The organism is Actinoplanes ianthinogenes, assembly GCF_018324205.1.
GTDB classification, from domain to species: Bacteria; Actinomycetota; Actinomycetes; order Mycobacteriales; family Micromonosporaceae; genus Actinoplanes; species Actinoplanes ianthinogenes.
In genome coordinates, this window is record NZ_AP023356.1 from 6,441,480 (window position 1) to 6,467,299 (window position 25,820).

The 25,820-nt window shown below is 70.7% G+C and carries 26 protein-coding genes and 1 pseudogene; 16 read left to right on the top strand and 11 right to left on the bottom strand.

Going from position 1 to position 25,820, the window contains the following annotated elements; genetic code table 11:
* The first annotated feature begins 1,044 nt into the window (after positions 1 to 1,044).
* From Aiant_RS29185 to Aiant_RS29200, 4 genes are all read left to right on the top strand, one after another.
* Positions 1,045 to 1,758: an ABC transporter permease gene (locus Aiant_RS29185; protein WP_229831059.1), complete on the top strand. Its 714-nt coding sequence runs from the start codon at positions 1,045 to 1,047 to the stop codon at positions 1,756 to 1,758.
* Positions 1,751 to 2,551, top strand: coding sequence for an ABC transporter permease (locus tag Aiant_RS29190; RefSeq protein WP_189334824.1), 801 nt, complete (start codon positions 1,751 to 1,753; stop codon positions 2,549 to 2,551). The genes Aiant_RS29185 and Aiant_RS29190 overlap by 8 nt, the downstream gene beginning before the upstream one ends.
* On the top strand, positions 2,548 to 3,495 hold the full coding sequence (locus Aiant_RS29195; RefSeq protein WP_189334825.1) for an ABC transporter ATP-binding protein: 948 nt from the start codon (positions 2,548 to 2,550) through the stop codon (positions 3,493 to 3,495). The genes Aiant_RS29190 and Aiant_RS29195 overlap by 4 nt, the downstream gene beginning before the upstream one ends.
* Before the next feature lie 63 nt (positions 3,496 to 3,558).
* Positions 3,559 to 4,875, top strand: coding sequence for a glycoside hydrolase family 16 protein (locus Aiant_RS29200; protein WP_189334826.1), 1,317 nt, complete (start codon positions 3,559 to 3,561; stop codon positions 4,873 to 4,875).
* Here Aiant_RS29200 and Aiant_RS29205 read toward each other — a convergent pair.
* Positions 4,872 to 5,429 carry a helix-turn-helix domain-containing protein gene (locus tag Aiant_RS29205; RefSeq protein ID WP_189334827.1) on the bottom strand — a complete coding sequence of 186 codons (558 nt, stop codon included), beginning with the start codon at positions 5,427 to 5,429 and terminating at the stop codon, positions 4,872 to 4,874. The genes Aiant_RS29200 and Aiant_RS29205 overlap by 4 nt on opposite strands.
* Before the next feature lie 69 nt (positions 5,430 to 5,498).
* Between Aiant_RS29205 and Aiant_RS29210 the strand changes: the two genes are divergently transcribed.
* Both Aiant_RS29210 and Aiant_RS29215 read left to right on the top strand, forming a co-directional pair.
* Positions 5,499 to 6,464 (top strand): AzlC family ABC transporter permease, encoded by a 966-nt coding sequence (locus tag Aiant_RS29210; RefSeq protein ID WP_189334828.1) that lies wholly within the window; start codon positions 5,499 to 5,501, stop codon positions 6,462 to 6,464.
* Entirely contained in the window at positions 6,458 to 6,766 is a 309-nt protein-coding gene (locus Aiant_RS29215; protein ID WP_189334829.1) for an AzlD domain-containing protein, read from the top strand. The genes Aiant_RS29210 and Aiant_RS29215 overlap by 7 nt, the downstream gene beginning before the upstream one ends.
* A 555-nt stretch (positions 6,767 to 7,321) precedes the next feature.
* Here Aiant_RS29215 and Aiant_RS29220 read toward each other — a convergent pair.
* The 3 genes from Aiant_RS29220 to nadA all read right to left on the bottom strand — a co-directional run bounded on the left by Aiant_RS29220 (position 7,322) and on the right by nadA (position 10,720).
* Positions 7,322 to 7,942, bottom strand: coding sequence for a DUF3043 domain-containing protein (locus Aiant_RS29220; protein ID WP_189334830.1), 621 nt, complete (start codon positions 7,940 to 7,942; stop codon positions 7,322 to 7,324).
* Between the two features lie 67 nt (positions 7,943 to 8,009).
* The gene (murA, locus tag Aiant_RS29225) at positions 8,010 to 9,365 is read right to left on the bottom strand and encodes a UDP-N-acetylglucosamine 1-carboxyvinyltransferase (RefSeq protein WP_189334831.1); all 1,356 of its coding nucleotides are present in this window, start codon (positions 9,363 to 9,365) and stop codon (positions 8,010 to 8,012) included.
* Between the two features lie 185 nt (positions 9,366 to 9,550).
* The gene (gene nadA / locus Aiant_RS29230) at positions 9,551 to 10,720 is read right to left on the bottom strand and encodes a quinolinate synthase NadA (protein ID WP_189334832.1); all 1,170 of its coding nucleotides are present in this window, start codon (positions 10,718 to 10,720) and stop codon (positions 9,551 to 9,553) included.
* 71 nt (positions 10,721 to 10,791) lie between these two features.
* Between nadA and Aiant_RS29235 the strand changes: the two are divergent.
* The 4 genes and pseudogenes from Aiant_RS29235 to Aiant_RS29250 all read left to right on the top strand — a co-directional run bounded on the left by Aiant_RS29235 (position 10,792) and on the right by Aiant_RS29250 (position 13,955).
* A pseudogene (locus Aiant_RS29235) lies at positions 10,792 to 11,897 on the top strand (glycerate kinase family protein).
* A gap of 89 nt (positions 11,898 to 11,986) precedes the next feature.
* Positions 11,987 to 12,355, top strand: coding sequence for an iron-sulfur cluster insertion protein ErpA (gene erpA, locus Aiant_RS29240; RefSeq protein ID WP_185040212.1), 369 nt, complete (start codon positions 11,987 to 11,989; stop codon positions 12,353 to 12,355).
* Between the two features lie 122 nt (positions 12,356 to 12,477).
* Entirely contained in the window at positions 12,478 to 13,455 is a 978-nt protein-coding gene (locus Aiant_RS29245) for a carbohydrate kinase family protein (RefSeq protein WP_189334834.1), read from the top strand.
* Positions 13,455 to 13,955, top strand: coding sequence for a P-loop nucleotide/nucleoside kinase family protein (locus Aiant_RS29250; protein ID WP_189334835.1), 501 nt, complete (start codon positions 13,455 to 13,457; stop codon positions 13,953 to 13,955). The genes Aiant_RS29245 and Aiant_RS29250 overlap by 1 nt, the downstream gene beginning before the upstream one ends.
* Here Aiant_RS29250 and Aiant_RS29255 read toward each other — a convergent pair.
* Together Aiant_RS29255 and Aiant_RS29260 are read right to left on the bottom strand one after the other, a co-directional pair.
* On the bottom strand, positions 13,952 to 14,161 hold the full coding sequence (locus Aiant_RS29255; protein ID WP_189334852.1) for a sulfurtransferase TusA family protein: 210 nt from the start codon (positions 14,159 to 14,161) through the stop codon (positions 13,952 to 13,954). The genes Aiant_RS29250 and Aiant_RS29255 overlap by 4 nt on opposite strands.
* Positions 14,158 to 15,294, bottom strand: coding sequence for a cysteine desulfurase family protein (locus Aiant_RS29260; RefSeq protein WP_189334836.1), 1,137 nt, complete (start codon positions 15,292 to 15,294; stop codon positions 14,158 to 14,160). The genes Aiant_RS29255 and Aiant_RS29260 overlap by 4 nt, the downstream gene beginning before the upstream one ends.
* Before the next feature lie 156 nt (positions 15,295 to 15,450).
* On the opposite strand from Aiant_RS29260, the gene ctaC reads away from it, so the two are divergent.
* Together ctaC and Aiant_RS29270 are read left to right on the top strand one after the other, a co-directional pair.
* Positions 15,451 to 16,386 (top strand): aa3-type cytochrome oxidase subunit II, encoded by a 936-nt coding sequence (gene ctaC / locus Aiant_RS29265; RefSeq protein ID WP_189334837.1) that lies wholly within the window; start codon positions 15,451 to 15,453, stop codon positions 16,384 to 16,386.
* 9 nt (positions 16,387 to 16,395) lie between these two features.
* Entirely contained in the window at positions 16,396 to 16,821 is a 426-nt protein-coding gene (locus Aiant_RS29270) for a cytochrome c oxidase subunit 4 (RefSeq protein WP_189334838.1), read from the top strand.
* Between the two features lie 78 nt (positions 16,822 to 16,899).
* Here the strand turns inward: Aiant_RS29270 and Aiant_RS29275 are convergent.
* The 5 genes from Aiant_RS29275 to Aiant_RS29295 all read right to left on the bottom strand — a co-directional run bounded on the left by Aiant_RS29275 (position 16,900) and on the right by Aiant_RS29295 (position 21,422).
* Positions 16,900 to 17,735, bottom strand: a protein-coding gene (locus tag Aiant_RS29275; RefSeq protein ID WP_425322624.1) for an IS5 family transposase whose coding sequence is annotated in 2 segments (ribosomal slippage) — positions 16,900 to 17,415 and positions 17,418 to 17,735 — 834 coding nt in all. Because the reading frame shifts where the segments join, the coding sequence is not laid out codon by codon here.
* 579 nt (positions 17,736 to 18,314) lie between these two features.
* Positions 18,315 to 18,524 (bottom strand): hypothetical protein, encoded by a 210-nt coding sequence (locus tag Aiant_RS29280; protein ID WP_189336254.1) that lies wholly within the window; start codon positions 18,522 to 18,524, stop codon positions 18,315 to 18,317.
* Positions 18,525 to 18,871: 347 nt separating this feature from the next.
* Positions 18,872 to 19,930 (bottom strand): anthranilate phosphoribosyltransferase, encoded by a 1,059-nt coding sequence (trpD, locus tag Aiant_RS29285; RefSeq protein ID WP_212846548.1) that lies wholly within the window; start codon positions 19,928 to 19,930, stop codon positions 18,872 to 18,874.
* A 36-nt stretch (positions 19,931 to 19,966) separates the two neighbouring features.
* Complete coding sequence (locus tag Aiant_RS29290; protein ID WP_185040220.1) at positions 19,967 to 20,401, bottom strand: hypothetical protein; 435 nt, start codon at positions 20,399 to 20,401, stop codon at positions 19,967 to 19,969.
* Positions 20,402 to 20,450: 49 nt separating this feature from the next.
* On the bottom strand, positions 20,451 to 21,422 hold the full coding sequence (locus Aiant_RS29295; protein ID WP_189336256.1) for a cytochrome c oxidase assembly protein: 972 nt from the start codon (positions 21,420 to 21,422) through the stop codon (positions 20,451 to 20,453).
* A gap of 109 nt (positions 21,423 to 21,531) precedes the next feature.
* On the opposite strand from Aiant_RS29295, the gene ctaE reads away from it, so the two are divergent.
* The 4 genes from ctaE to qcrB are packed head-to-tail and all read left to right on the top strand — an operon-like array spanning position 21,532 to position 25,722.
* A complete protein-coding gene (gene ctaE, locus Aiant_RS29300) occupies positions 21,532 to 22,128 on the top strand; it encodes an aa3-type cytochrome oxidase subunit III (RefSeq protein ID WP_189336257.1) in 597 nt (198 codons plus the stop codon).
* A gap of 50 nt (positions 22,129 to 22,178) precedes the next feature.
* On the top strand, positions 22,179 to 23,027 hold the full coding sequence (qcrC, locus tag Aiant_RS29305) for a cytochrome bc1 complex diheme cytochrome c subunit (protein ID WP_189336258.1): 849 nt from the start codon (positions 22,179 to 22,181) through the stop codon (positions 23,025 to 23,027).
* Positions 23,024 to 24,115, top strand: a complete 1,092-nt coding sequence (gene qcrA, locus Aiant_RS29310) for a cytochrome bc1 complex Rieske iron-sulfur subunit (RefSeq protein WP_189336259.1) — start codon at positions 23,024 to 23,026, stop codon at positions 24,113 to 24,115. Before qcrC ends, qcrA begins: the two co-directional genes overlap by 4 nt.
* Positions 24,112 to 25,722 carry a cytochrome bc1 complex cytochrome b subunit gene (qcrB, locus tag Aiant_RS29315; RefSeq protein WP_189336260.1) on the top strand — a complete coding sequence of 537 codons (1,611 nt, stop codon included), beginning with the start codon at positions 24,112 to 24,114 and terminating at the stop codon, positions 25,720 to 25,722. Before qcrA ends, qcrB begins: the two co-directional genes overlap by 4 nt.
* The last annotated feature ends 98 nt before the right edge of the window (positions 25,723 to 25,820 follow it).

The window sequence follows — 25,820 nt, forward strand, 5'->3', positions numbered from 1 at the left end:
GCGGCACCTGCGCCCCGCCCTGCTGACCGGGCCCGAACCCCCCACGCCCGGGCGGCGGCGAGACCGGCCGATTCCCGAACCCGGGCCCACCCTCGCGCCCCCACGGCTGCTGCGAACCGGGACCACCAGCGGCACCCGGACCGCCAGGCGCACCGGGAGCGCCAGCCGCACCGGGAGCGCCAGCCGCACCGGGAGCGCCAGCCGCACCGGGAGCGCCAGGCGCACCGGGAGCGCCAGGGGCACCGGGACCACGACGGGGACCTTCGGGCTGCTGCGGAACCCGAGCCGCCCCAGAAGACCGCCCCGGCGAAACCGGAGCCGACGAAGGCCGCCCCGGCGAGACCGGCGCCGCCGACCCGGGCACGCGCGCGTGCCCGGGCGTCACCGGCACCGACGGAGCCCCACGCCCGTAGACCGGCACCGCCCCACGCCGCTGATCCGGCGCGCCCCCATAGGGCATCGGCCGGTTCCACGACGGATCGTTCTGCGCGTCACGGGGCGGGCTGACCACGTACCTCTGCGGGTCCTCAGCCGGAACCCGGCCGCGACCCTGCGCCGAACCGCCCTCCGGAGCCGAGCTGACCGGCGCGGACGAACCACGGGACGCCTCGTAGACCGGGGTGTGCACGGCCTTGCGGCGGCCCGGGTCGCCCGGGTAGCGCTGACCGGGAAGTGGTTCCCACTCCCAGGTGATCTCGTACACCCACGCCGGTTCGTCGTCCCAGCCTTCCGCACCCGGGCGGGAGCTCCAACCGTTCATCGGGCGTCCAGGCCCGGCGATTGGCAACGCTCCGTCACGGCGAACTCCAACGTGTGAAAAACGAGCCGTGGCCGACCGGGGATCCCGGGTACAGTCTCCCGGCTCCACTGCGGGTGTGTGGGAAGGAGATTAGCGGCGTGTCCGGGAAGGGCGCCAGCGTGCTCACGATCTCAACGGTTGGTCCGTTAAGGGGATGGGTCGCTACTTTCGGTGCACTGGTCGGGTCGGGTTTCCGGCGCTACACCACCTATCGTCAAGCCACCATAGCCGGAACGTTCACCAACGTGGTCTTCGGCTACCTCCGCTGTTACGTGCTGCTCGCGGTGGCTGCGAGCGCTCCCGGCGGCCGTCCCGCGGGGTACGACCCGCAGCAGCTCGCCACCTACGTCTGGCTCGGCCAGGGTCTACTCAGCGTGGTGCTGCTGTGGGGCTGGGCGGACCTCGCCGAGCGGATCCGCACCGGTGACGTCGCAGCCGATCTGTTACGTCCGGTCGCCCCGCTCACCGCTTACCTCGCCGCGGACCTGGGCCGGGCCGGGCACGCGATGCTGACCCGGTTCGTCGTGCCGGTGGTGGTCGGAGTGCTCTGCTTCCCGCTGCGGATACCGACCCGCTGGCAGACGGTCCCGCTGTTCCTGGCCTCGGTGCTGCTCGCGGTGATCGTCAGTTTCGGCTGCCGCTACCTGGTGAACACCACCGCGTACTGGCTGCACGACGCCCGCGGCCCGATCATGCTGTGGGTGCTCGGCGCCGGTGTGCTGGGCGGCCTCTACTTCCCGCTGCGCATGCTGCCGGAGTGGCTGGCCGTCACGCTCTGGGTGGCCACCCCGATGCCGAGCCTGTTGCAGACGCCGCTGGACGTGGCCGCCGAGCGGGACGGCCTGGCGCTCCAGGCCGGGCTGGTCGGGGTGCAGGCCTGCTGGGCGGTGGGGCTGCTGCTCCTGGCCCGGCTGGTGCAGCGGCGGGCCGAGCGGCGCCTGGTGGTGCAGGGTGGGTGAGCTGCGTGCCTACGCCGCGCTGGCGGGGGCCCAGATCCGCTCGGTCGTCTCCTACCGCACCTCGTTCCTGGTCGAGGTGCTGAGCAACGTCGGCTCCACGGTCTTCGACGTGCTCACCGTGCTGGTGCTGTTCCGGGCAACCGACACGCTGGGCGGGTTCACCTTCGCCGAGGCGCTGCTGATGACCGGCATCACGGCGGCCGGGTTCGCGGTGGCCGACTTCACCATCGGCAGCATCGACCGGCTCAAGACCCACGTCCGGGCCGGGACCCTGGACGCCGTGCTGGTCCGGCCGCTGCCCGCGCTGCCTCAGCTGCTGCTGATGGACCTGCCGCTCCGCAAGGCGCTGCGGGTGGTCTTCGGTTTCGTCGTGCTGGGCGTCGCGATCAGCCTGAACACCATCGACTGGACGCCGGCCCGGCTGGTGCTGATCACCGTGGCGCCGCTGTCCTGTGCCGTGTTCATGAGCGCGATCTTCGTGATCAGCGCGAGCCTGGCCTTCTGGTGGGTGGACTCGGGGGAGCTGGGCAGCGCCTTCACCTACGGCGGGCGGGACTTCGCGTCGTACCCGATCACGGTCTACGGCCCGGTCTTCCGCAACCTGTTCGCGTACACCCTGGGTTTCGCCTTCGTCGCCTACCAACCGGCCCTGGCCCTGCTCGGCCGCCCGGACCCGCTGGGTCTGCCGGCCTGGGCCGGCTTCGCCTCTCCGCTGGTCGCGCTCGCCGCGGCCACCGTCGCCGCCACCGTCTGGCGCGTCGGCCTCCGTCACTACAGGAGCACCGGCTCATGATCAAGACCAAGGACCTTCGAAAGACCTTCGACGTACGCGTGAAGCGCGGCCGGTTCCGCCGCGAGAAACGCACCGTGGAGGCGGTCGCCGGGGTGACCCTGACCATCGAGCCGGGCGAGATGGTCGGCTACATCGGCCCGAACGGCGCCGGCAAGTCCACCACCCTGAAGATGCTGACCGGCGTGCTCACCCCGTCCAGCGGCGACGTGGAGGTGTGCGGCCTGCGCCCGGTCCCGCAGCGCACCCGGCTGGCGCTCGGCATCGGGGTGGTCTTCGGCCAGCGCTCGCAGCTCTGGTGGGATCTGCCGCTGCACGAGTCGTTCACGCTGCTGCGGCACATCTACCGGGTGCCCGCCGCGGAGCACCGGGACCGGCTGCGCCGCTGCCGCGAGCTGCTCGACCTGGACGACTTCCTGGACACCCCGGTCCGGCAGCTGTCGCTGGGCCAGCGGATGCGCGGCGAACTGACCGCGGCGCTGCTGCACGGCCCGCGGGTGCTGTTCCTGGACGAGCCGACGATCGGCCTGGACGTGGTCAGCAAGCAGGCGGTCCGCTCCTTCCTGGCCGAGCTGGGCGCCACCGGCGACGTCACGCTGGTGCTGACCACCCACGACCTGGCCGACATCGAGCGGCTCTGCGAGCGGCTGGTGGTGATCGACCACGGCCGGGTGGTGCACGACGGCACGATCGAGGCGCTGCACGCCCGGTACGGCTCCCGCCGCAGCCTGGTCGCCGACCTCGCGACACCGCTGCCGCCGGAGTTCCGGCTGCCCGGGGCGACGCTGGTCGACGTCGAGGCCGACCGGCACCGGGTGACGTTCGCGCTGGACGGCGTGACGGCGGGCGAGGCCGTCGCCCAGCTGGTGGCGGCGGTGCCGATCCGGGATCTCTCGGTGGTCGAGCCGGACATCGAGGACGTGGTCGCCCGGCTGTACGCCGGGTAGCGAATCGGGTGCGGTCCGGCGGTCCTGCTTCGCCACCCGCCCCGGGCGGCGATGGTGCGCGGCATGAGACGACGAGCCCTGGCCGCCGCCGTGGCCGCCCTGCTGCTGGCCGCCGGGATCGCCGCGCCGGCCCGCGGCGCCGCCGCCGAGTTGGTGCTCAACGGCTCCGCCCTGCGGGACCTGACCGGCTGGACCGCGGCCGGGCAGTCCGGCGAGGTGGACGTGCGCCGGGTGACCGGCCTGCGCGGCGCGCCGGCCGGTACCGCGGTCCAGCTGAGCCGGCCGGCCGCGTCCGGCGCCTGGGCCTTCGCCCTGGCGCGGCTGACCGGCGGGTTCGTCCCCGGCCGCAGTTACCGGATGACGGTGTGGGCCCGGGACACGGCCGGCACCGGAAGCCGGCTCGGCATGCTGCTCGCCAACGGCGCCTGGGAGCACCGCCCGGCCGGCGTCATCGAGTTCGGCACCCTGGCCGGCACCGGCTGGCGCCGGATGACCCGGACCTTGGTGGCCACCTCGGCCGGCGCGGCGGACACCGGGTTCTACCTGAGCCTGCCGGCCGGTGGGCCGTTCACGATCCAGGTGACCGGGCTGACCGTGCAGGCGGTGACCGCCCCGCTGCCGGCCCGGGTCTCCGGCGCGCCGTCCCGGGTGATCACGTTCGCCGGGGCGGCCGGCTCGGCACCGGACAGCCGGGTCTGGAACCACGACCTCGGCGCCGGCGGATGGGGCAACGGTGAGCTGCAGACGTACACCTCGAGCGGCGACAACGTGCGGCTGGACGGCGCCGGGCGGCTGCTGATCACCGTACGGCGGGACGAGCGGGGCGGTCTCACCAGCGCCCGGCTGACCACCCGGGGCAAGGTCGCGGTGCCGGCCGGTTCGTACGTCGAAGCCTCCCTGACCGCCCCGGTCGGCGCCGGCGTCTGGCCGGCGTTCTGGCTGCTCGGCACGTCGATGGAGAAGGTCGGCTGGCCGGCCTGCGGCGAGCTGGACGTCTTCGAGGGCACCGGCGCGGAACCCACCCTGGCCAAGTCCGCCGCGCACCTGCCGGACGCGGCGGACCCGCGGCTGGACCGGCCGTACGACTGGGGTGAGGGCGGAGCCACCACCGACCTCGGCGTGCCGCTGGATGCCGGCCCCCACCGGTTCGGGGTCTACTTCGACGCGACCGTGGTCCGCTTCTTCCTCGACCGGAAGCCGACCATGACCCTCTGGGCGTCCGACGCGGTCGTCTCGGGCCGCTCCTGGACCTTTGGCAAGCCGCAGTTCCTCCTGGTCAACGTCGCGGTCGCGGGCGACGTGGACTCGTCCGCGACGAGCTTCCCGCGCACCATGACGGTCGGCCCGATCTCCATCTGGACCGGCGGGGTGCCCGCCTAGCGGTGCTCCATCACGAGCATCGCCCAGGACGGCTCCAACGCCTCGTAGCGGTGCGGGACGTCGCCCGGGAAGGACACGTAGTCGCCCGGCCCGACCTCGATCGGCTCCTCGACCGGCCCGGTCCGGATCCGGCCGGCGCCCACCACGATGTGCTCGACGGTGCCTGGGATGTGCGCCTCGGCCTCCCGGGCCTCGCCCGGCTCCAGCTCCATCAGGTACAGGTCGCGCCGGGTGTGCGGGGATCCGGTGGCCAGCAGCGTGGCGACGAAGTCGGCCCGGTCGGCGCGCAGCCGGGTGGTGCCCTCGCCGGCCCGGATCACCCGCACCCGGGTCGGCTCCGGCTCGACCAGCCTGCTGAACGGCACCCCGAGCGCCACCCCGAGCGCCCACAGCGTCTCGATGCTGGGGTTCCCGCTGCCCGCCTCCAGCTGCGACAACGTGGACTTGGCCAGGCCGGCGCGGCGGGCCAGTTCGGCCAGCGAGATCCCGGCCCGGTCCCGCTCGCGGCGCAGGGCGGCGGCGATGACGGCGAGCGGCGGTGCCGGTTGTTCCATGGGCGTTCGCTCCATCGGTCGAATCGTTCGGTTTGACGAACGCTTCGCGTTCGTTCAGCATGACGAACTATGGGTACGGTATATCGAACGCAAGCCCGCCCCCGCGACGTGGCGGCCCTGGCCGCGGCGACCCTCGCGGTGGGCGCCTCGTTCGGCGCGATCACCGTCGGGTACGCCCTGCCGGTGTGGCTCGCCCCGCTGATGTCGGTGGTGGTCTTCGCCGGCGGCGCCCAGTTCCTGGCCGTCGGCCTGTTCGCGGCCGGCAACCCGGTCGCCGCGGTCCTCGCCGGCCTGCTGCTCAACGCCCGCCACCTGCCGTTCGGCCTGGCGGTCGCGGACACCCTCGGCACCCGCTGGCGCGACCGGCTGATCGGCAGCCACCTGATGACCGACGAGGTGGTCGCCTTCACCCTGGCCGAACAGACCCCGGCCGCCCGCCGCCGGGTCTACTGGCTGGTCGCCGTCTCCCTGGTCATCTCCTGGAACGCCGGCGTGATCCTGGGTGTCCTCCTCGGCGGTGCCACCGGCGACCCCAACGCCTTTGGCCTGGACGCCGCGTTCCCCGCGGGCTTGATCGCCCTGATCCTCCCGTCGTTGCGCGACCGGGACACCCGCCTGGTCGCCCTCACCGGAGCCGCCCTGGCCGTCCTGCTGACCCCGGTGCTCCCGGCCGGCCTCCCGGTGCTGGCCGCCCTCCTGGGCCTCCTGGTCCTCCTGGTCCCCGCAGTCCGCCACCCCAGAGCCACGACCGAACCGCTCCCGGCCGAGGCCGCGACCGAACCGCTTCCGGCCGCCGTCGCGACCGAACCGTTGCCGGCCGCCGTCGCGACCGAACCGCTTCCGGTCGCCGCCGCAAGCGAACCGCTTCCGGCCGCCGTCGCGACCGAAACGCTCCCGGCCGAGGCCGCGACCGAACCCCTTCCGGTCGCCGCCGCGATCGGGCCGCTTCCGGTCGCCGCCGCAAGCGAACCGCTCCCGGCCGGCGTCCTTCCGGTCACCGGATCGACCATGCGTGTCCAGGAGAACCGATGCTGATCGCCGCCGTCATCGCCCTCGGCGTGGGCACCTACGCCATGCGCCTCAGCGGAGTCCTCCTCCGCGACCGTCTGGAACTCTCCCCAGCCGTCCAGCGCCTGCTCCCGATGGCCGCCGCAGCCCTGCTCGCGGCCCTCGCCGGCACCGCCACCCTGATGGCCGGCACCGAGTTCGCCGGCGTAGCCCGCCCCGCCGGCGTAGCCGTAGGTGCCCTCCTGGCCTGGCGCAAGGTCCCGTTCGTCCTGGTCGTCATCGCCGCAGCCACCGTCGCCGCCCTGCTCCGCCTGGCCGGCCTCCCGTAGTCGGCAGACATCCCGCCGCTCCCGGCCCTCGCTCGCAGCCCACCCTCCCGAGGGGGACCTTCCTCGGACAGTGTGGCGGATTGTGGAGGGCATCGTCGGGCGGGCTGTGGACAACCTTGCACTGTGGATTCTCGGGAGTGGGCTGCGGCCGCCGCTCGCGGCCTGTGGCCTGGCGGGGTCGGCGTCCCAGGCAACGGAGCCGCGGCTCACTGTCGCGGCCGCCGGTAACGGCGCGAATGATCCGCGGTTACCAGCCGAGCGGTATCGGCGGGGCCGCAGGGGTGTTTCGACCGTGTAGAAAACGCCGCCAGCCGAGCGGTATCGGCCGGTCCGCAGGGTGTCCCGACCGTGCTGAGGCGCCGACAGCCGAGCGGTGCCACCCGGTCCGCAGGAGTGTCCCGACCGCTCAGGGGCGCGTCTTGACCACTGGCCGGCTGAGAGCGGCGACCGTGTCCATGAACGGCGACCGGCCCCGCTTTGCACAAAGAAGCGTCGCGTCCACGGACCCCACCGGGGGCCACGGACGCGACGCTCAGGTCGTACCGAAAATGGGGTTCAGATTTTGGCGCCGAGGTCGACCTTGGGCTTCGGGACGCGCATGCGGCGGAAAGTGAGGCCGCGCATGATGCCGTAGAGGTAGAGCGAGCCCATCCGCTGCTGCGAGCTCGGGAAACGCTCCTTGACCAGCCGCTTGATCCGGCGCGCGATGAACACGCTGTCCACCACGACGGCCAGGGCGAGCAGGGCCCACAGCACGTTGCTCGCGAGGACGACCGCGTAGTTCTTGATCAGGGAGCCGACCATCACGATGAGGGCGCCGGCGATGAAGAACGAGCCGACCGTGCGGCGGGAGTCGACGATGTCGCGGACCAGGGAGCGCTCCGGGCCGCGGTCGCGGGCCAGCAGGAATTTCTCGTCGCCCTGGCGCATGCCCTCGGCGGCCTCGGCGCGCTCCTGCCGCTGCCGCTCGCGCAGCTGCTTCATCGCCTCTTTGCGGTCGGCCGGCGCGGCCTCGACCCGGCGGCCCTGCGGCGCGCGTTTCGGCGTGACCACACCCAGCTCTTTCTTGCTGGGCGTGTAGCTCTTGCGGCGGTTATCGGCGGAATCCTCCTCGGTCACCGAGGAGGTGGCGTCTTCGACGAGGTCGACTGGCTTACGACGAAACAGCGGGGACACGCCACGAGCGTAGCCAAACGGCGCGGTGTGTGACACACCGCGCCGTTGATCGAGACGAAACCGCAGCTCAGGGGCGTTCGACGTGAGCGCCGAGGGCGGCCAGCTTGGCCTCGAAGTCCTCGTAGCCCCGCTTGATCAGGTTGACGCCGTAGACCCGCGAGGTGCCCTCGGCGGCCAGCGCCGCGATCAGGTGCGCGAAGCCGGCCCGCAGGTCCGGGATGACCAGGTCGGCCGCGTGCAGCTTGGACGGGCCGGCGATCACCGCGGAGTGCATGAAGTTGCGGCGGCCGAACCGGCACGGGGTGCCGCCGAGGCAGTCCCGGTAGACCTGGATGGTGGCGCCCATCGAGTTGAGCGCCTCGGTGTAGCCGAGCCGCTGCTCGTACACCGTCTCGTGCATGATCGAGATGCCGCGCGCCTGGGTCAGGGCGACCACCAGCGGCTGCTGCCAGTCGGTCATGAAGCCGGGGTGCACGTCGGTCTCCAGCGCGACGGCCTTGAGCTCGCCGCCCGGGTGCCAGAACTTGATGCCGCCCTCGGCGCCGGACACGCCGTCGCGGGCCACCCGGTCGTCGGTGATCTTCAGCTCGCCGCCGATGTTCCGGTAGACGTTGAGGAACGTCATCATGTCGGCCTGCCGGGCGCCGAGCACCTCGATCTCGCCACGGGTGGCGAGCGCGGCGGCGGCCCAGCTGGCGGCCTCGATCCGGTCCGGGATCGGCTTGTGCTCGTAGCCGTAGAGCTTGGGTACGCCCTGGATCTCGATGACCCGGTCGGTGTGCACCGTGATGATCGCGCCCATCTTCTGCAGGACGCAGATCAGGTCGATGATCTCCGGCTCGATCGCGGCGTTGCGCAGCTCGGTGACGCCCTCCGCGCGCACCGCGGTGAGCAGCACCTGCTCGGTCGCGCCGACGCTCGGGTACGGCAGCTCCAGTTTCGCCCCGTGCAGCCCGTTCGGGGCGCTCAGGTGCATGCCCTCGGGCGTTTTCTCCACCACGGCGCCGAACTCGCGCAGCGCCTTGATGTGGAAGTCGATCGGGCGCGGCCCGATGTGGCAGCCACCCAGGTCCGGGATGAACGCGTGGCCGAGCCGGTGCAGCAGCGGGCCGCAGAGCAGGATCGGGATCCGGCTGGAGCCGGCGTGCACGTTGATCTCGTCGGTGCTGGCGGACTCCACGTTGGTGGGGTCCATGACCAGCTCGCCGTCCTCGGCGCCGTCGCTGACCTTGACCCCGTGGAGGCCGAGCAGGCCGCGGACGACCTCGACGTCGCGAATCCGCGGCACGTCGAAGAGGCGGCTCGGTGACTCGCCCAGCAGGGCGGCGACCATCGCCTTGGAAACCAGGTTCTTGGCGCCACGGACCCGGATCTGTCCTTGCAACGGCGTACCGCCGTGCACGATCAGGACATCGTCGGTCAACGTAACCTCCAGCCGGCGGGCGTGTACGCCCGGTGATCGAGGGGCATGAACTCGGGCAGGGGTACCCGATTCTGCAACCGGGGAAGCATAGCGCTGAGTGACAAGTACGCCAGTCGTCGCGCGGCCGAGAAAACGGAGTAGCCGGGCAATCACCCTCCGAGGTGAAATCTCCCGGCTACACAGCGTTACGGAAGGGCGAGCATCTGGTCGAGCGCGACGCGTGCCTCGTGCGCGGTCTTCTCGTCGACCGTGATCACGTTCGGCACGCGGCCGGCGACCAGCTCCTCCAGCGCCCACACCAGGTGGGGGAGGTCGATCCGGTTCATCGTCGAGCAGTAACAGACCGTCCGGTCGAGGAACATGACCTGCTTGTCCGGGTGGGCCAGGGCCAGCCGGCGCACCAGGTTGAGCTCGGTGCCGACGGCCCAGGCCGAACCGGCGGGCGCGGCGTCCAGCGCCTTGATGATGTACTCCGTCGAGCCGACGAAGTCGGCCGCCTTGACCACGTCGTGCCGGCACTCCGGGTGGACCAGCACGTTCACCCCCGGGACCCGCTCGCGGACGTCGCGGACGCTGTCCAGGGTGAACCGGCCGTGCACCGAGCAGTGCCCGCGCCAGAGGATCATCCGCGCGTTCCGCAGCTGCTCGTCGGTGAGGCCGCCGTGCGGCTTGTGCGGGTCGTAGAGGACGCAGTCGTCCAGGTCGAAGCCCATCTCCAGCACCGCGGTGTTGCGGCCCAGGTGCTGATCGGGCAGGAAGAACACCTTGGAACCCTGCTCGAACGACCAGGTCAGCGCGCGCTTCGCGTTCGACGAGGTGCAGACGACGCCCTTGTTGCGGCCGACGAAGCCCTTGATGTCGGCGGACGAGTTCATGTACGTCACCGGGACGATGTCGCCGGCGATGCCGAGGTCCTGGAAGTGCTCCCAGGCGGTCTCCACCTGCCCGAGCACGGCCATGTCGGCCATCGAGCAGCCGGCCGCGAGGTCCGGCAGGATGACGCGCTGCGACGGCTGGGTCAGGATGTCGGCGCTCTCGGCCATGAAGTGCACGCCGCAGAAGACGATGAACTCCGCCTCCGGCCGGGCCGCCGCCTGCTGGGCCAGCTTGAACGAGTCGCCGGTGACATCGGCGAACTGGATCACCTCGTCGCGCTGGTAGTGATGCCCGAGCACGAACACCCGGTCGCCGAGCGCGGCCTTGGCGGCCGTGGCGCGGGCGACCAGGTCGGGGTCGCTGGGTGCCGGCAGGTCGCCGGGGCAGTCCACGCCCCGCTCGCTGGCCGGGTCGCTGCCCTTGCCGAGAAGCAGCAGCGCAACAGGGGTGTTTCCGGGTTCGGTCCAGGTCGACGTCACGCCAATCATCGTTGCACAGCCGCTGAGACGGTAGCTGCGCCCGGACAGCGTGTGCTGGCACACTCCTGGGCGTGCGCGTACTGATCTGTCCGGACAAGTTCGCCGGCACCCTTTCCGCCCCGAAGTCGCCCAGGCCGTCGCCGACGGGTGGTCCGTCCCCTCCGACGAGCTGGTGCTGCGGCCGATCGCCGACGGCGGTCCCGGCTTCGTCGAGGTGCTCGCCACCGCGCTGGACGGGCGGCGGATCCCGGTGCAGACCGTCGACCCGCTCGGCCGTCCGGCGCGGGGCGAGATCCTGCTCGCCGGCGGGACCGCTTACGTGGAGAGCGCGCAGGCCTGCGGCCTGCACCTGCTGGCGCAGGAGGAGCGAGACCCCACCAAGACTTCTTCGTACGGCCTGGGCCTGCTCCTCGCCGCCGCGGTGGAGTCCGGCGCCGCCCAGGTGGTGATCGGTCTCGGCGGCTCGGCGGTGAACGACGCGGGCGCCGGCATGCTCGCCGCGCTCGGCGCCGCCCCGGTCGACGTGGCCGGTTACGCGCTGCCCTACGGCGGCGCCCCGCTGATCACCGCCGCCGCCCTGGCCGGCGTCCCGCAGCTGCGCCAGGTCGCCCTGGTCGCGGCCACCGACGTGGACAACCCGCTGACCGGCCTGCACGGCGCCAGCAACGTCTTCGGCCCGCAGAAGGGCGCGACCAGGGAGGACGTGCTCCGCCTCGACGCCGCCCTGGAGCACTTCGCCGGCGTACTGGAGAAGGCCTTCGGGATCGACGACCTGGCGGCCCGGCCGGGAGCCGGCGCGGCCGGCGGTCTGGGGGCCGCCCTGATCGCCCTCGGCGCCCGGGTGACCTCGGGGATCGGCCTGGTCGGCGACCTGATCGGGCTGGACCGGGAGCTGGACGCGGCGGATCTGGTGATCACCGGCGAGGGCAGCTTCGACCACCAGTCGCTGCGCGGCAAGGTGGTCGCCGGGATCGCCGCGGGGGCCCGCGACCGCGGTCTGCCGTGCGTGGTGCTGGCCGGGCGCAACGAGACCGGGCACCGGGAGGCGTCGGCAGCGGGTGTGACCGAGACGCACACGCTGGTCGACCATTACGGTTCGGTCGAGAAGGCGCTCGCCGAACCCGCCCGCGGCCTGCGGGAACTCGCCGAGCGGCTGTCCCGGCAGTGGAGTCGGTGATCTGTGACCACTGAGATTGGGAATCCTGGGGATTAGGGTTAGCGTTGCCTGGTACGGCACATGACCGCACCTGGCAGGGAGATACCTAAGTGACCACTGAAGCGCACACCGAGTCGACCGAGGCGACCGCCCCGACCGGCGTCATCCTCACCGACGTCGCCGCGGTGAAGGTCAAGGCCCTGATCGAGCAGGAAGGGCGCGACGACCTGCGCCTGCGCATCGCCGTACAGCCCGGTGGCTGCTCCGGCCTGCGTTACCAGCTCTTCTTCGACGAGCGTTCGCTCGACGGCGACGTCGTGAACGACTTCGGCGGCGTCGAGGTCGTGGTGGACCGGATGTCCGCTCCCTACCTGGCGGGCGCCACCATCGACTTCGCGGACCGGATCGACGCGCAGGGCTTCACCATCGACAACCCGAACGCGCAGAACTCCTGCGCCTGCGGTGACTCGTTCCACTGATCCTCGAGTTCGTTCGTGCACCATCGGACAGGCCGTCCCGTCAACGGGGCGGCCTGTTCCGCGTAACGGACCGGTAGTCTCTAGCCGTAACGACCCTGTATCCCCAACACCTGAGGGCCGCCATGAAGATCGCCGTCACCGGCTCGATCGCCACCGACCATCTGATGCACTTCCCGGGCCGGTTCGCCGACCAGCTCATCGCCGACCAGCTGCACAAGGTCTCGCTCTCGTTCCTCGTCGACGACCTGGTCGTGCGCCGCGGCGGCATCGCGCCGAACATCGCTTTCGGGATGGGCAAGCTCGGTCTGCGGCCGATCCTGGTGGGCGCGGTCGGCGCGGACTTCGCCGACTACCGGTCCTGGCTGGAGCGGCACGGGGTGGACTGCGACTCGGTGCACATCAGCGACGTGGCGCACACCGCCCGGTTCGTCTGCACCACCGACGACGACCTGAACCAGATCGCGTCGTTCTACGCCGGCGCGATGGCCGAGGCCCGCAACATCGAGCTGGCGCCGGTCGTCGACCGGGCCGGCGGCATCGACCTGGTCCTGATCAGTGCGAACGACCCGGCCGCGATGATCCGGCACTCGCAGGAGTGCCGCACCCGGGGCTACAAGTTCGCCGCCGACCCGTCCCAGCAGCTGGCCCGGATCGACGGCTCGGACGTGCTGACCCTGATCCAGGGTGCGGACTATCTGCTCTGCAACGAGTACGAGCGCTCGCTGCTGGAGAGCAAGTCCGGCCTGACCGGCGACCAGATCCTCGACCAGGTGCGGATCCGGGTCACCACGCTGGGCAAGGACGGCGTGGAGATCACCGGTAAGGGCATCGAGCGGATCCACGTGCCGGTCGTCCCGGACGTGCTCGGCGAGGACCCGACCGGCGTCGGTGACGGCTTCCGGGCCGGCTTCTTCTCCGGCCTCTCCTGGGGTCTCGGCCTGGAGCGCTCCGCCCAGGTCGGCTCGCTGGTGGCGGCCCTGGTGCTGGAGACCGTCGGCACCCAGGAGTACGACGTCAAGCCGACCGACTTCCTCAAGCGGTTCACCGCGGCGTACGGCGAGCAGGCCGCCGCCGAGATCGCCCCGCACCTGCCGGCCTGATGGTCCTCGCGGTCTTCGCCGGCCTGCCCGGCGTCGGGAAGAGCACGCTGGCCGGCGGGGTCGCGGCCGCGTTGCCGGCGGCGGTGCTCGCCGTCGACACGGTCGACTTCGCCCTCCAGCGGTACGCGGTGCACGAGACCCGTCCCGGCTACGCCGCCTACGGCGTGGTCGCCGCCCTCGCCGAGGAGCAGCTCAAGATCGGTCACCACGTGATCATCGACGCGGTGAGCCCGGTCAAGGCGGCCCGGGAGCTCTGGGTCGACCTGGCCGACCGGATGGCGGTGCCGCTGCGCGTGGTCGAGGTGATCTGCGGCGACGACGCGGAGCACCGCCGCCGGGTGGAGTCGCGGTACGCGTCCCGCGACCACGAGGGCGTCCCGGACTGGGTGCGTGTCCTGGAGCGCCAGTCGGAGTACGAGCCCTATCTCGGCCCCCGCCTGGTCGTCGACACCTTCCTGGCGAAGGACCCGGTCCCGCAGGTGGTCAGCTACCTGAGCTAGCCGACTTTGCGCACGTCGAACTGATGGCCGTGGCCGGCGACGAACTCCTGCCCCTTCATGCGGCACCAGGCGGGGATGTCGTTGGCCGCGGCCGGATCGTCGGCGAGCACCCGGACGATCTCGCCGACCGCGGCCCCGGGCATCGCCTTGGCCAGCTTGATGATCGGCAGCGGGCACTTCTGCCCCCGGCAGTCCAGCGTGATCAGAACCCGGCCTCCTTCCGGATGTCCGCGACGAGCTCCGGCAGCACCGCGAGGAACCGGTCCACCTCGGCCTCGGTGGTCCCGCGGTGCAGCGACACCCGCACGTTGCCGTGGCTGAGCACGCCCATCGCCTCCAGCACGTGACTCGGCCGCAGCGTCGAGGAGGTGCACGAGGAGCCCGACGAGACCGCGAAGCCGCGCCGGTCCAGGGCGTGCAGCAGCGCCTCGCCGTCCACGTACAGGCAGCTGAAGGTGACCAGGTGGGGGAGCCGGTCGACGGGGTCGCCGACGATCTCCACGTCCGGCACGGTGGCCGCCACCCGGTCCCGGATCCGGTCCACCAGGGCGCTGAGGCGTACCCCCTCGGCCTGCGCCTCGGCGGTCACCGCACGCAGGCTCGCCGCGGCGGCCACGATCGCCGGCAGGTCGGCGGCGCCCTGCGGCCGGGGGCGATAAAGATCATCCTGTGGAGAGGGTGAGATCCATCGCACCCCTTTGCGGACCACCAGCAGCCCCACGCCCGGCGGGCCGCCCCACTTGTGCGCGCTGGCGCTGAGCAGCGACCAGCCGGGCGGCACCGGGACCCGGCCGACCGACTGGGCGGCGTCGACGAACAGGGGTACCCCGGATTCCGCGCAGTAGTCCGCGGCGGCGGCCACCGGCTGGACCGTGCCGGCCTCGTGACTGGCGCTGATCAGGGCGGCCAGGGCCACGCCGGGGGCGGACACGGCGGCCGACCAAGCATCGAGGTCGAGCCGGCCGAGGCGGTCCACTCCCACCTCACGGGCCTCGGTGGTCCCGGCCGCGTGCAGCACTGTGGAGTGCTCGATCGCGGAGTGGACCAGCGTGGACCCGGCACGGCGGCGGCCGGCCAGGCCGCCGAGCACGGCCGCCTGCGCGGCGGCGGTGCCGGAGGGCCAGAACGAGAGCTCGTCCGGGCGTACCGAAAGAATCTCCGCGACCACCGCGGACGCCGCCTCCTGCAACCGCTGGGCCCGCCGGCCCGCCGCGTAGAGGCGGGCCGGGTCGGCCCAGCCGTCGGCGAGCGCCGCGAGCAGCGCTTCCCGGGCCACCGGGTGCAACGGCGCCGCGCTGGCGGCGTCCAGGTAGACGTGCGGATCGCCTGTGTAATCCACAAGGGGAACGGTATCGTCCGGTTGTCTGGAGATTTTTCGAACGCCCCCCGGTGACGGGCGGCCCGGCCCTGGTCGAGTAGTGTGCGACCGTCGGTGAGCCTTGCCGCCAGGTGTCCGTTTTCGGCGCAGGCGGCGCTGCTAAGGAGGCAGAAGCAGGTGGGCGCAAGGAGTTCGGCCACACGGCCGCGGGCAGGTGGCCGGGCGGCCGGGCTGGGTCTCGGTGGCGCGCTGCTGCTGGCGCTGCTCGCCGGGTGCTCGGTCGAGGACGTCGGGAGCAAGTTCGGCCACTTCGGATGGCCCGGCCCGGGGATCAGCCTTCAGGCGCACAAGATGTATGACCTGTGGATCGCCTCGACGATCGCCGCCCTGGTGGTCGGCTTCGGTGTCTGGGGCCTGATCTTCTGGTGCATCATCCGGTATCGCAAGCGCGGCGACGAGCTGCCCGTGCAGACCCGGTTCAACATGCCGATGGAGGTCCTCTACACGGTCGCCCCGGTGCTGATCGTCGCGGTGCTCTTCTACTACACCGCGATCGTGCAGACCGACGTGGACAAGCTCTCGAAGAACCCGGATCAGATCGTCCAGATCACCGCCTTCAAGTGGAACTGGGAGTTCGAGTACCGGGACGGCATCGGCAAGGACGCGAACACCGTGGCGTCCACGGTGGGCTCCTCGGACGTCATCCCGTCGCTGGTCCTGCCGGTCGGGGAGAAGATCCGCTTCGAGGAGACGAGCAAGGACGTCATCCACTCGTTCTGGGTGCCGGAGCTGCTGTTCAAGCGGGACGTCATGCCGGGCAGCGTGCGCAACGTCTTCGAGGTCACCCTCGACAAGACCGGGCACTACGTCGGCCGCTGCGCCGAGCTCTGCGGGACGTACCACGCGTTCATGAACTTCGAGCTGGTCGCGGTCACCCCGGAGAAGTTCGACCAGTTCCTGGCCGCCAAGAAAGCCGGTCAGTCGACGCCGCAGGCGCTGGTCACCATCGGTGAGCCGGCCTACGCGACGACCACGCAGCCGTTCGACACCCGGCGCGGGACGCACAGCTGGAACCAGGGTGGCGCCTCCGACGCCATCGCGGCCGGGAAGTAGGGGTGTGACGTGAGGACCGAATACAAGATCTTCTCCGGGGTCGCCCTGTTCCTCTTCGCCGCGGCCACCGTCTACGGCTTCTACACCAAGGGCTCCGGTGACCACGTCGAGTGGGTGGGCACCGTCGCGCTGATTCTTTCCGGACTGCTCTGCTCGATGTGCGGCGGCTTCTTCTGGTTCGTCGCCCGCCGCATCGACCTGCGCCCGGAGGACCGCGAGGACGGCGAGATCGCCGAGGGCGCCGGTGAGCTCGGCTTCTTCAGCCCGGGCAGCTACTGGCCGTTCGGCATCGCGCTCTCCGCCGCGGTGGCCGGCATGGGCCTGGTCTTCTGGATGTGGTGGCTGCTCGCGGTCGGCCTGGTCATGGTCATCCTCAGCGCCTGCGGCATGCTCTTCGAGTACTACTCCAGCACCCGGCAGCCCGCCGAGCACTGACCGCTCAACTCAAGGAAAGCCCGCTCTCTCCGGAGAGTGGGCTTTCTTTTTCGGTACGCCTAGGAAGCGTCTCTCGGATCATGGTTTGGCCCAGAGCAGGATCCCTGCGAGGGTGAGTGCGGCCTGGTAGTGGACGGCTAGTTTGTCGGTACGCATGGCCAGGCCGCGCCATTGTTTGAGCCGGTTGATGCAGCGTTCGGCGATGTTGCGCTGTCGGTAGGCGACGGGGTCGAAAGCAGGTGGACGGCCGCCGTGACTGCCTCGCCGCAGACGATGTTCTTGCTGGTCACACGGCTGTGGAATGGTTGCGCGGATGCCGCGGCGGCGCAGCCAAGAACGGATCGCCCTCGACGAGTACGCCTTATCCCCGAGAACCCGCCGTGGCCGTTGTCGTGGCCGTCCGGATCCTTGGCGGGGCACGCGGATGGCGTTCATGACCGTTTCGAACTGTGGTGCATCACCGGCCTGGCCGGCGGTGACCACCAGGCTCATCGGTCGGCAGCAGGAATCGGCGGCCAGATGAAGCTTGGTGGTCAAGCCGCCGCGGGACCGGCCGAGGCCGTGGTCGGCGGGTTCTCGCCGACGTGGTCTTTTCCCGGCCTGAGCCCGGCCGCATGCTGATGGGCGCGGACCACGGTCGAGTCGACTGCCGTGACCAACCAGTCCAGTTCGCCTGCCGCGTCCGCGTCGGCCTGCACCGCGGTCAGCACGTTCTGCCAGGTCCCGTCTAGGGTCCAGCGCCGGAACCGGGAGTAGGCCCCTTTCCACGATCCCAGTTCGTCGGGCAGGTCGCGCCACGGTGACCCGGTGCGGTACTTCCACGCGATCGCTTCGATCACCTCACGGTGATCAGCCCACCGGCCGCCGCGTTGCGGCGACCGGTCCGGCAGATGGGGCTCCACCCGAGCCCACATGTCATCAGAGATCCATCGACGAACCGGCACGTTCCATCAACGAGCCAACGTGATCCGAGAGACGCTTCCTAGGCCCCGCCCCAACCGCACCAACCCCGCCCCGCCGTCCAGCGCGAGGCGGTCCCACCCGAGACCGACCCGCGACGCACGGGTGTGTCCCGGGGCAGCGCGAGGCCGCTCCGCCGCAGGCCCGCTGCGCGGCTCACGGCCCTCCGTTGTCGGGCTGGTGCTCATGGCCCTTTCCGGGCGGGGGATAGGGCGCTCAGGGCCAGCCGGGGTGTGGTGGGCTGGTGGTCGCGGCGCTCTGTTGTCGGGCTGGTGCTCATGGCCCTATCCCGGCGCGGGATAGGGCGCTCAGCTCCAGCCGGGGTTCGTGGGCTGGTGCTCATGGCCCTATCGGGGCGGGGGATAGGGCGCTCGGTGCCAGCCGGGGTTCGTGGGCTGGTGCTCATGGCCCTATCGGGGCGGGGGATAGGGCGCTCGGTGCCAGCCGGGGTTGGTGGGCTGGTGGTCATGGCCCTATCGGGGCACCGGGAAGGGCCGTGGGGGCCAGCCGGGTGTGGGGGTTCGCCGGCCGGGTCAGGCGGCGGCCGTGCGCTGCTGGGGAGCGATCCGGCGGGGAGATTTCGGCGGCATCCACAGGTGCACGACGATCGGGGCGACCACCTCGGCCGCGCCGCAGCGGGTGCAGACCAGCTCGGGGCAGTCGTCGTGCCCGTCGTCGCAGGGCGGCGTTTCGAAGAGCATGTCGCCGTCGCAGATGACGCAGCGCAGTTCGCGTTCGTCCACGGGCTTCTCCTTCGTGCGGAAGGTGGGATTACCCGAATGTCATTCAGACGCTGTCACGTCGGCCGGGTGATGCCGAGCATTCCCGGCGGCGTGTTGCAGTCTTTTTCAGGATTTTTCAGCAGGTAGTGCCTTAAACGGACGTGACCCACGGATGGGTGTCGCGGGTCACGCCGGAGCCGAGGCAGAGCCCGCGGGCCGACGCTGCGGGCCGGTGCGGGGCTGCGAGCGGGGTGCTGCGGGCCGCGAGCGGGGTGCTGCGGGCCGGTGCCACAGGTGGTGCGTGTCACTGGCGGTGTTGCGGCGGGGTGCGGGCTCGGCGGGTGCTGTGGGCGTACCGAAAATGGGGTTTATTCGGCGGCCTTGGCGGCTTGGGCGGCCGTGACCCACCGGTCCAGCAGCGCGGTCGTGGCGCCCGAGTCGATCGCCTCGGCGGCCCGGGCGATGCCGGCCCGCAGCGTGTCCCGGAAATCGCCCGGAAAACCGCTCTGCGCGGCGAACGCCGCGGCGGCGTTGACCAGCACCGCGTCCCGCACCGGACCGGCCTCACCGGCGAACACGCGGCGCGCCACGTCGGCGTTGAACGCGGCGTCCCCACCGCGCAGCGCGTCCGGCGCGCTGCGGGCCAGGCCCAGCTCGGTCGCGTCGACCAACAGCTCCTCGACCTTCCCGTCGCGGGCGATCCACACCCGGGTCGGCGCCGCGGTGGTGAACTCGTCGAGGCCGTCCTCGCCGCGCATGACCAGCGCCGAGTCGCCGCGCTCGGCGAAGACCGCGGCCATCACCGGCGCCATCCGCGGCTCGAAGCAGCCGACCGCGGCCGAGGTGGGGCGGGCCGGGTTGGTCAGCGGGCCGAGCATGTTGAAGAAGGTGGGCACGCCCAGCTCCCGCCGGGTGACCGAGGCGTGCCGCATGCCGGAGTGGTACCGAGCGGCGAAGCAGAAGCCGATGCCGGCCTCGGCCACCGTCCGGTTCACCCCGGCCGGGCCCAGGTCCAGCGGGATCCCGAAGTGCTCCAGCAGGTCGGCGGTACCGGTGGTGGAGGACGCCGACCGGTTGCCGTGCTTGACCACGGTCACCCCGGCGGAGGCCGTCACGATCGCCGCCATGGTGGAGATGTTCACCATGTTGGCCCGGTCGCCGCCGGTGCCGACCACGTCGACCGCGCGGGTGCGGACCTCGGCGGGCAGCTCCACCAGGGTGGCGGCGGAGAGCATCGCCTCCACCAGACCGGCCAGCTCGGCCGGCGTCTCGCCCTTGGCGCGCATCGCCACGGCGAAGCCGGCGATCTGGACCGGCGTGGCGTTACCCGCCATGATCTCGCCCATCGCCCAGGCCGTGTCCGCGGTGGCGAGCTCCTCGCCGCGAAGCAGGGACATCGTCAGATTCGGCCAGGTGCGTGCGCCCATGGCGGGGCCTCCGTCGGGGGGTGTCTTCTCAGTCGGTCAGGTGCGCGGGAGGGCGCCCAGCGGGATCGCGCCGTCGCGGCGCGCCCGGAGCAGCCCGGCCACCGTCTGCCCGGTGGTCACCGGGTCGAGCGGGGCCAGCAGGGTCGCGTCGACCTGCGAATACGCCGCCAGCCAGCGATCCGCGGCACGGGCGATCACGACGCAGGTGGGTGGCGGGTCCTGGTACTCGTCCTTGGTCTGACGGGCGATGCCGAGCCCACCGGCGGGGGTCGCCTCACCGTCGAGCACCATCAGGTCGATCTCGTAGTCGTCGAGCAGCCGCCGGCACTCCTCCCACGAGGAGGCGTCGGCGAACTCGACGGAGAGATCGGCCGCCGGACGCGTGCCGATGGCGAGCCGGATCCGGTCGCGCACCGCGGCGTCGTCGCTGTATAGCAGAACCGTGTACTGGGTCGTGGTGGTGTCGCTCATGTTTGTGCCCCACTTCACCTTGTAGGTCCCAGGGATCGTATCGGATCTGTTATCCCGGGTCCGGGGCCGGTCGCTCGGGGTTCTCCGCAGTTGTGATCTTGGCCGCTGCCGCGGCTTCCTCCAGCTCCGCCCGGTCCAGGGCACGGTCGATCCGGCGGGCCTCCCGCTCCGACTGGCGCACCCACTGCACCACCAGGATGCCCAGCATGGTGACGCTCACGATCTCGCCGCCGGCCCACAGGATGCCGCCCGCCGTGACCTGGTCCGAGTGCGGGTTCATCCAGGCCAGGTGCAGGTTCGGGTACCAATCACCGCCGAGCAGCTCCTGCTGCTGCATGATCGTCAGCCCGAGCACGGTGTGGAACGGCACCGACAGCACCATCAGCAGCGCGCGTCCCGGGTACGGCCAGCGGTTCGGCAGCGGGTCCAGGCCGAGCAGCGGCCAGAAGAAGAGGCACCCGGTGACCATGAAGTGGATGTGGACGAACTCGTGCAACCAGGCGTGCTCGAGGGTCTGCCGGTACAGCCCGGTGAAGTAGAGGACGAACGGGTTCGCGATGAACAGTCCGAACGCGACCAGCGGGAACGTCAGCACCCGGACGTACCGGGAGTGGACGACGGCGAGCAGCGTCTTGCGCGGCCGGCCGTGCAGCACCCGCAGGGCCAGGGTGGTCGGCGCGCCCAGGGCCAGGAAGATCGGCCCGATCATCGAGAGCACCATGTGCTGGACCATGTGCACCGAGATCAGCGTGGTGTCGTACGCCTCGATGCCGGTCACCGAGACGGCGGCGATCGAGCCGAGTCCACCCGCGACGAACGCCGCGGTGCGGCCACCCGGCCAGTGGTCGCCACGCTGGCGGAGGCGGTGCACGCCGTACAGATAGAGGGCTGCCGCGACCAGCAGGCCCACCGCGATCAGGCTGAACCAGTGGAACTGGGTGAAGATGGCCGACGCGGTGAACGGTGGGAGTCCAGTATCCCCGGCCGCGTCCGCCAGCGAGGCGATTTCGACTGACTGCACCACTCGAAGCTAGACCTACCCGCTGGTCACCGAATATTCCGGGCTGCACACACTGCCGGATTAGGGACCCCGCCTGACCTTGGACCTACCGCGGGGGAATAATGAGCCCGTGACAGCGGCAGCCATCGACAAGAGCCGGATCCACTCGCTGACCCGACCCAACATGGTCAGCGTCGGGACCATCGTGTGGCTCTCCAGCGAGCTCATGTTCTTCGCGGCGTTGTTCGCCATGTACTTCTCGATCCGCGCCGCGGCTCCCGAGATGTGGGCGGAGCACACCAAAGAGCTCAACATCCCGTACGCCACCACGTTCACGGTGATCCTGGTCCTCTCGTCGGTGACCTGCCAGCTGGGCGTCTTCGCGGCGGAGAAGGGCGACGTGTTCGCGCTGCGGCGCTGGTTCACGATCACCTTCGTGATGGGCCTGATCTTCGTGCTGGGCCAGGCGAACGAATATCGGAACCTCGTCCACGAGGGCGTGAAGCTCAACGGTGACGGGTATGGCTCGATGTTCTACCTGACCACCGGCTTCCACGGCCTGCACGTGACCGGCGGCCTCATCGCCTTCATCATCTACATGATCCGGACGACCATGGGCCGCTTCACCCCGGCACAGGCCACGTCGGCGATCGTCGTGTCGTACTACTGGCACTTCGTGGACATCGTGTGGATCGCGCTGTTCGCCATGATCTATTGGCTCAAGTGATTCAGCGCCGCAGGCGAGGACTTCTAACGACACCCAGAGGGACATAGCCCATGACTTCTGACACCCCCGCCCGCAGGCGTGCCCGGGTGTTCTCCCGGCGCGGCGGCGCGCCCAGCCGGGCTCGCCGCCGGGTCGGCGCGGCCGTTCGCATGATCGCGGCGCTCGCGCTCGCCGGCGGCGTGTACACCGCCTTCACCCCCGGTGCCTTCGCCGAGGACAGCACCCCGCTCTCCAGCGCCGCGCAGCAGGGCAAAGAGCTCTTCGACAACAGCTGCATCTCCTGCCACGGGCGGGACGGTCAGGGTGTCGCGGGCCGCGGTCCGAGCCTGATCGGCGTCGGATCGGCCTCGGTCGAGTTCCAGGTGGGCACCGGGCGCATGCCCATGGCCCGCCAGGAGGCGCAGGCCGAGCAGAAGAAGCCGCAGTTCACGCCGGACGAGACCAAGCAGCTCGCGCAGTACATCCAGGAGATCGGTGGCGGGCCGGAGATCCCGGCCGGCGAGCTCAAGCTCGACCCGAAGGCGAACCCCGAGGCGCTGGCGCGCGGTGGCGAGCTCTTCCGGGTCAACTGCACCTCCTGCCACAGCTTCACCGGCGCCGGCGGCGCGCTCTCCTCGGGCAAGTTCGCCCCGAGCCTGCACGACGCCACGCCTGAGCAGATCTACGCCGCCATGCTGACCGGCCCGCAGAACATGCCGGTCTTCGGGGACAACCAGCTCACCCCGGAGCAGAAGCGCGAGATCATCACGTACATCACCGTGCAGCTCCAGGACAACAAGGACGCGGGCGGCATCTTCAACCTGGGCGGATACGGTCCGGCGACCGAGGGCATGGCGATCTTCCTGGTCGGCATCACGATCCTGGTCTTCACGTCGCTCTGGATTGCGGGGAAGTCATGACAACGCATCACGGCCCGGCCGCCGAGCCGGTCGACGTGAACGATCCGAAGCTGACCCGCTTCGACATCGTCAAAGAGGGGCTGCGGCGCGACGACATCGAGATCGTCACGTACGAGTCGCAGTTCCAGGGGCCGAACTCGAAGGCCGAGAAGCGGGTCGTCCGCAGCATCGCCTTCCTGTTCCTGTTCTCCGGCCTGTTCGCGGTGGCGTTCCTGGTCTTCTACATCGTCTGGCCGTGGGAGTACCAGCTCGGCCACACGATCAACGACTACTACACGCCGGTCCTCGGGATCAGCCTCGGCATCGCGCTGTTCTCCCTGGGCATCGCGATCCTGGCCTGGGCCAAGAAACTGCTGCCGCACGAGCTCTCGATCCAGCAGCGGCACGGTGACCCGTCCGGCGACGACGAGCGGCTGATCACCGGTCAGACCATGATGTACGTGGCGGACGAGCTCGGTGTGCAGCGGCGGCCGCTGCTCAAGGGCGCGATCGGCCTCGGCCTGGCCCCGCTCGGCCTGGCCGCGGCGGCCCCGTTGGTCGGCGGCCTGATCCAGAACCCGCACAAGGACCCCGAGCCGATGATGTACCGCACCGGCTTCAATCCGAAGACCAACGGCGACAAGCTGGTCCGGCTGACCCGCGAGGACGGATCCCCGATCCGCCCCGAGGACGTCAGCGCCGGTGGTCAGATGACCGTCTACCCGGGCATCCCGGGCGGCGCCACGAACAAGCACGCCGACTCGCCGACGCTGCTGATCCACCTGCGGCCCGACGACGCGGCGATCACCCGGGCGAACGCCGACGCCGACCCGCGCAACAAGGGCTCGATGTGGAGCGACTACGTCGCGTACTCGAAGATCTGTACGCACGCCGGTTGCCCCGCCAGCCTGTACGAGCAGCAGACGAACCGGCTGCTCTGCCCGTGCCACCAGTCGCAGTTCCTGATCACCGACAACGCGCAGCCGGTCTTCGGTCCCGCCACCCGGCGTCTGCCGATGTTGCCGCTCTCGGTGGACGACGAAGGTTTCTTTGTGGCAACGTCTGACTTCAAGGACACTGTCGGACCCGACTTCTGGGAGCGGCCGTGAAACGCCGAAAGCTTGATCCCGCCGAGGCAACCGCCAACTTCGCCAAGGGCGTCGATGACCGGTTCCAGGCTGCCACCCCGCTGCGCGGGCTGCTGAACAAGGTCTTCCCTGACCACTGGTCGTTCCTGCTCGGCGAGATCGCCCTCTTCTCGTTCATCGTGCTGCTGCTGAGCGGTGTCTTCCTGACGCTGTTCTTCGACCCGTCGATGACCGAGACGGCGTATGACGGTTCGTACGCGGCGCTGCGCGGCACCGAGATGTCCCAGGCGTACGCGTCGTCCCTGCACATCTCGTTCGAGGTGCGCGGTGGTCTGTTCATGCGCCAGATGCACCACTGGGCGGCGCTGCTGTTCATGGCGTCGATCGTGGTGCACATGGCCCGCGTGTTCTTCACCGGCGCGTTCCGCAAGCCGCGTGAGATCAACTGGGTGATCGGCGTCATCCTGTTCCTGCTCGGGTTCTTCGCCGGCTTCACCGGTTACTCGCTGCCGGACGACGGCCTCTCCGGCACCGGTCTCCGCATCGCCTCCGCGATCATGCTGTCCCTGCCGGTGATCGGCACCTGGCTGTCCGCCGCCATCTTCGGCGGGGAGTACCCGGGCGAGTTCATCATCGGCCGCTTCTACATCGCGCACGTGCTGCTCATCCCGGGCATCCTGCTGGCGCTGATCAGCGTGCACCTGGGCATCGTGTTCAAGCAGAAGCACACCCAGTGGCCGGGCCCGATGCGGACCAACGAGAACGTGGTCGGCGAGCGGATGTTCCCGCGGTACGTGATGAAGCAGGGCGGCTTCTTCATGGCGGTCTTCGGCGTCATCGCGCTGATGGCCGGTCTGTTCCAGATCAACCCGATCTGGATGTTCGGTCCGTACCGGGCCGCCGAGGTCTCCGCCGCGTCCCAGCCCGACTGGTACGTCATGTTCATGGACGGCCTGGTCCGGCTCATGCCGAACTGGCAGATCTACATCCCGTTCGGCGACGGCTACAGCATCCCGCCGCTGTTCTGGCCCGCCGTGGTCGGCCTCGGCGCGCTGTTCACGCTGCCGATGGCGTACCCGTGGCTGGAAGCGCGGAAGCTGAAGGACAAGCGCACCCACCACCTGCTGCAGCGTCCCCGGGACAACCCGGAGCGCGTCGGCATCGGCATGATGGCGCTGGCGTTCTTCCTGGTCGCGACGATCTCCGGCGGCAACGACGTGATCGCCGACAAGTTCCACATCAGCCTGAACGCGATGACCTGGGCCGGTCGTATCGGCCTGCTGATCCTCCCGCCGCTGGCGTATTACGTCTCGGTCCGGATCTGCTTCGGTCTGCAGCAGCACGACCGCGAGGTCCTGGCCCACGGTGTGGAGACCGGCATCATCAAGCGCCTGCCGAACGGTCAGTTCGTCGAGGTGCACCAGCCGCTCGGCCCGGTGGACGAGCACGGTCACCCGATCCCGCTGGAGTACCGCGGCTGGGTCGTGCCGAAGAAGATGAACAAGATCGGGGCGCTCGCGCCGGCGGTCAAGGGCTTCTTCTTCCCGGTGGAGAAACCGGCCGAGGCGCCGGTCTCGCCGGCCCCGATCACCAGTGGCAAGCGCGAGGAACTCTCCGGCAGGAAGTAAGGCGTTTCCTCAGAACGGCCCGTCGGCACTCGCCGGCGGGCCGGTTCTGTTGATCGGGGTGCGGATAGCATGGGCACGACCATTCGGCCTCATGGGTG